This window comes from Escherichia sp. 94.0001, from assembly GCF_013369155.2.
Classification (GTDB): Bacteria; Pseudomonadota; Gammaproteobacteria; order Enterobacterales; family Enterobacteriaceae; genus Escherichia; species Escherichia coli_F.
This window is the reverse complement of the sequence record NZ_JABWMS020000131.1, coordinates 1-3,257: the sequence shown is the minus strand read 5'-3', so window position 1 is coordinate 3,257 and position 3,257 is coordinate 1. Positions and strand designations below refer to the sequence as shown.

Here is a 3,257-nt window from a genome sequence, read left to right as displayed (position 1 = left end):
CTGTTTACCTCTTTCTCAGGGAGTTTAGTCTCCAGGATTCCCGGGGCGGTTCAGTCATTGGCGTTACATTTATCTATGAATAATTGTGATGTTGACCCTGTTATACTTTAGGTTGTGCTTTCCATTCCCTAAAATTACGCGGATAATTCTTTCCTGAAAGAAATTATCCTACACCTGTAAGAAAATCCGCGCACAATTGAAGTCAGAGTCTTATTTTATATATTGAAAAGTATGTTAACTTAAAGACTATGAGAGATGATGCTTAACTTATCGCATTTATACTATTCTGTTATTTGACGATAATGAGTTAAAAATAGAATGAGAGTAGCCCCCTACTCTCATATATCCAAATGGCCGATAAACCCATTATATATACTGCGCATCATCGCTATTACAAATCCTAATAATTCATTTCCACACAGGATAAGCTGATGAAGAAAAAAATTGAATCCTACCAGGGAGCTGCCGGTGGTTGGGGGGCTGTCAAATCTGTAGCGAATGCAGTCCGTAAGCAGATGGATATACGCCAGGAAGTGATTGCCATGTTTGACATGAATAAGCCAGAAGGCTTTGACTGTCCAGGATGTGCATGGCCAGATCCTAAGCACAGCGCGTCATTCGACATTTGTGAAAACGGCGCTAAAGCAATCGCCTGGGAAGTCACCGATAAGCAGGTGAATACCTCTTTTTTCGCTGAGAATACGGTTCAATCATTACTTACCTGGGGAGATCACGAACTCGAGGCTGCGGGGCGTCTCACTCAACCTTTGAAATATGATGCCGTCAGCGACTGTTACCAGCCATTAAGCTGGCAACAAGCTTTCGACGAAATTGGCGCACGTCTTCAAAGCTATAGTGATCCAAATCAGGTTGAATTCTATACTTCGGGCCGCACTTCCAATGAAGCTGCCTTTCTTTATCAGCTTTTTGCCCGTGAATACGGTACCAATAACTTTCCCGACTGCTCAAACATGTGCCATGAACCGACCAGCGTAGGTTTGGCTGCGAGTATCGGCGTGGGTAAAGGGACCGTGTTACTGGAAGACTTTGAGAAATGCGATTTAGTCATTTGCATTGGGCATAACCCTGGTACAAACCACCCTCGCATGCTGACTTCGTTGCGCGCTTTAGTGAAACGTGGAGCGAAAATGATTGCCATCAATCCTCTGCAGGAGCGTGGCCTGGAGCGATTTACCGCACCACAGAACCCGTTTGAAATGCTGACGAACTCCGAGACTCAATTGGCTAGTGCTTACTATAATGTGCGCATTGGTGGCGATATGGCGTTGCTAAAGGGGATGATGCGCCTGTTAATTGAGCGCGATGATGCTGCAAGTGCTGCGGGTCGGCCCTCATTGCTGGATGACGAATTCATTCAAACGCATACCGTCGGCTTTGACGAGCTACGCCGTGACGTTCTCAATTCCGAGTGGAAAGATATCGAACGTATTTCTGGACTAAGTCAGACACAAATCGCCGAACTTGCTGATGCATATGCCGCTGCCGAACGAACCATTATCTGTTACGGAATGGGGATCACTCAGCACGAACATGGTACCCAGAACGTACAGCAACTTGTCAATCTGCTGTTGATGAAAGGTAACATTGGCAAGCCTGGTGCGGGTATCTGCCCACTACGTGGTCACTCTAATGTACAGGGCGACCGAACCGTCGGTATCACCGAGAAACCGTCTGCAGAGTTTCTGGCTCGCCTGGGTGAGCGCTATGGCTTCACCCCACCTCATGCACCTGGACATGCTGCAATCGCCAGCATGCAAGCAATATGTACGGGGCAAGCTCGAGCATTGATCTGCATGGGGGGCAACTTTGCACTGGCAATGCCAGATCGGGAAGCGATCGCTGTACCGTTAACGCAATTAGATCTGGCGGTACACGTTGCCACAAAGCTTAACCGCTCTCATCTGCTGACCGCACGGCATAGCTATATTCTGCCGGTTCTGGGACGTAGCGAGATTGACATGCAAAAAAGCGGTGCGCAGGCGGTAACCGTTGAGGATTCAATGTCGATGATTCATGCCTCGCGTGGCGTGTTAAAACCCGCCGGTGTCATGCTGAAATCAGAGTGTGCAGTGGTCGCGGGAATCGCGCAGGCAGCGCTCCCTCAGAGCGTGGTGGCCTGGGAGCATCTGGTGGAAGATTATGATCGCATTCGCAATGACATTGAAGCTGTGCTGCCAGAGTTCGCCGACTATAACCAGCGCATCCGCCAGCCTGGTGGTTTTCACCTCATAAACGCAGCTGCTGAAAGGCGCTGGCTGACGTCGTCAGGTAAGGCTAATTTCATTACCAGCAAAGGGCTGTTAGAAGATCCCTCTTCGGCGTTTAACAGTAAGCTGGTCATGGCGACAGTACGCAGTCACGATCAGTACAACACGACGATTTATGGTATGGATGATCGCTATCGAGGGGTATTCGGTCAACGAGATGTGGTCTTCATGAGTGCTAAACAAGCTAAAGTTTGCGGTGTAAAAAACGGCGAAAGAGTTAATCTTATTGCGCTTACGCCAGACGGTAAGCGCAGCTCACGCCGCATGGATAGATTAAAAGTGGTCATTTACCCTATGGCTGACCGCTCACTGGTGACCTATTTTCCAGAATCGAATCACATGCTAACACTTGATAACCACGATCCATTAAGTGGCATTCCTGGCTATAAAAGTATTCCGGTTGAATTAGAACCATCAAATTAATTCGCCTCCTCATTTCTTCTGCTGTCATCCGCACAGCAGAAGAATTCCTCATTGACCATTGTCGCGCAATTTACTCACATGTGCTAAATTAAACTGCTCGCTATAAGATTTATACCTCCGCCTACAGCTGTAAGAAACTCCGCTCAGTACTGAAGCACCAGTCCTATTTCCTCTTTTTTCCAGCCTGTTATATTAAGCATACTGATTAACGATTTTTAACGTTATCCGCTAAATAAACATATTTGAAATGCATGCGACCACAGTGAAAAACAAAATCACGCAAAGAGACAACTATAAAGAAATCATGTCTGTAATTGTGGTTGTCTTATTACTGACACTTACGTTGATAGCCATTTTTTCGGCAATTGATCAGCTGGGTATTTCAGAAATGGGTCGCATTGCAAGAGATCTTACACATTTCATTATCAATAGTTTGCAAGACTGAAAATAAACAGCAAATTATAAATATGAAATGTTAAAAAAGTATCGATAAAAACTTTATTGTTTTAAGGAGATAAAATGTCGCTCGTTTGTTCTGTTATATTT

At 45.9% G+C, this 3,257-nt stretch carries 2 protein-coding genes; both read left to right on the top strand.

The window, feature by feature from the left end; translation table 11 throughout:
- The first annotated feature begins 431 nt into the window (after window positions 1-431).
- Complete coding sequence (gene ydeP / locus HEN33_RS24420) at window positions 432-2,711, top strand: acid resistance putative oxidoreductase YdeP (RefSeq protein WP_176263844.1); 2,280 nt, start codon at window positions 432-434, stop codon at window positions 2,709-2,711.
- Between the two features lie 247 nt (window positions 2,712-2,958).
- A complete protein-coding gene (safA, locus tag HEN33_RS24415; protein ID WP_000543389.1) occupies window positions 2,959-3,156 on the top strand; it encodes a two-component system connector SafA in 198 nt (65 codons plus the stop codon).
- Window positions 3,157-3,257: the final 101 nt, after the last annotated feature.

Bases quoted from the DNA above. Each gene is read 5' to 3' on its own strand.
- ydeP (WP_176263844.1), top strand. From the start codon at position 432: ATGAAGAAAAAAATTGAATCCTACCAGGGAGCTGCCGGTGGTTGGGGG.
- safA (WP_000543389.1), top strand. From the start codon at position 2,959: ATGCATGCGACCACAGTGAAAAACAAAATCACGCAAAGAGACAACTAT.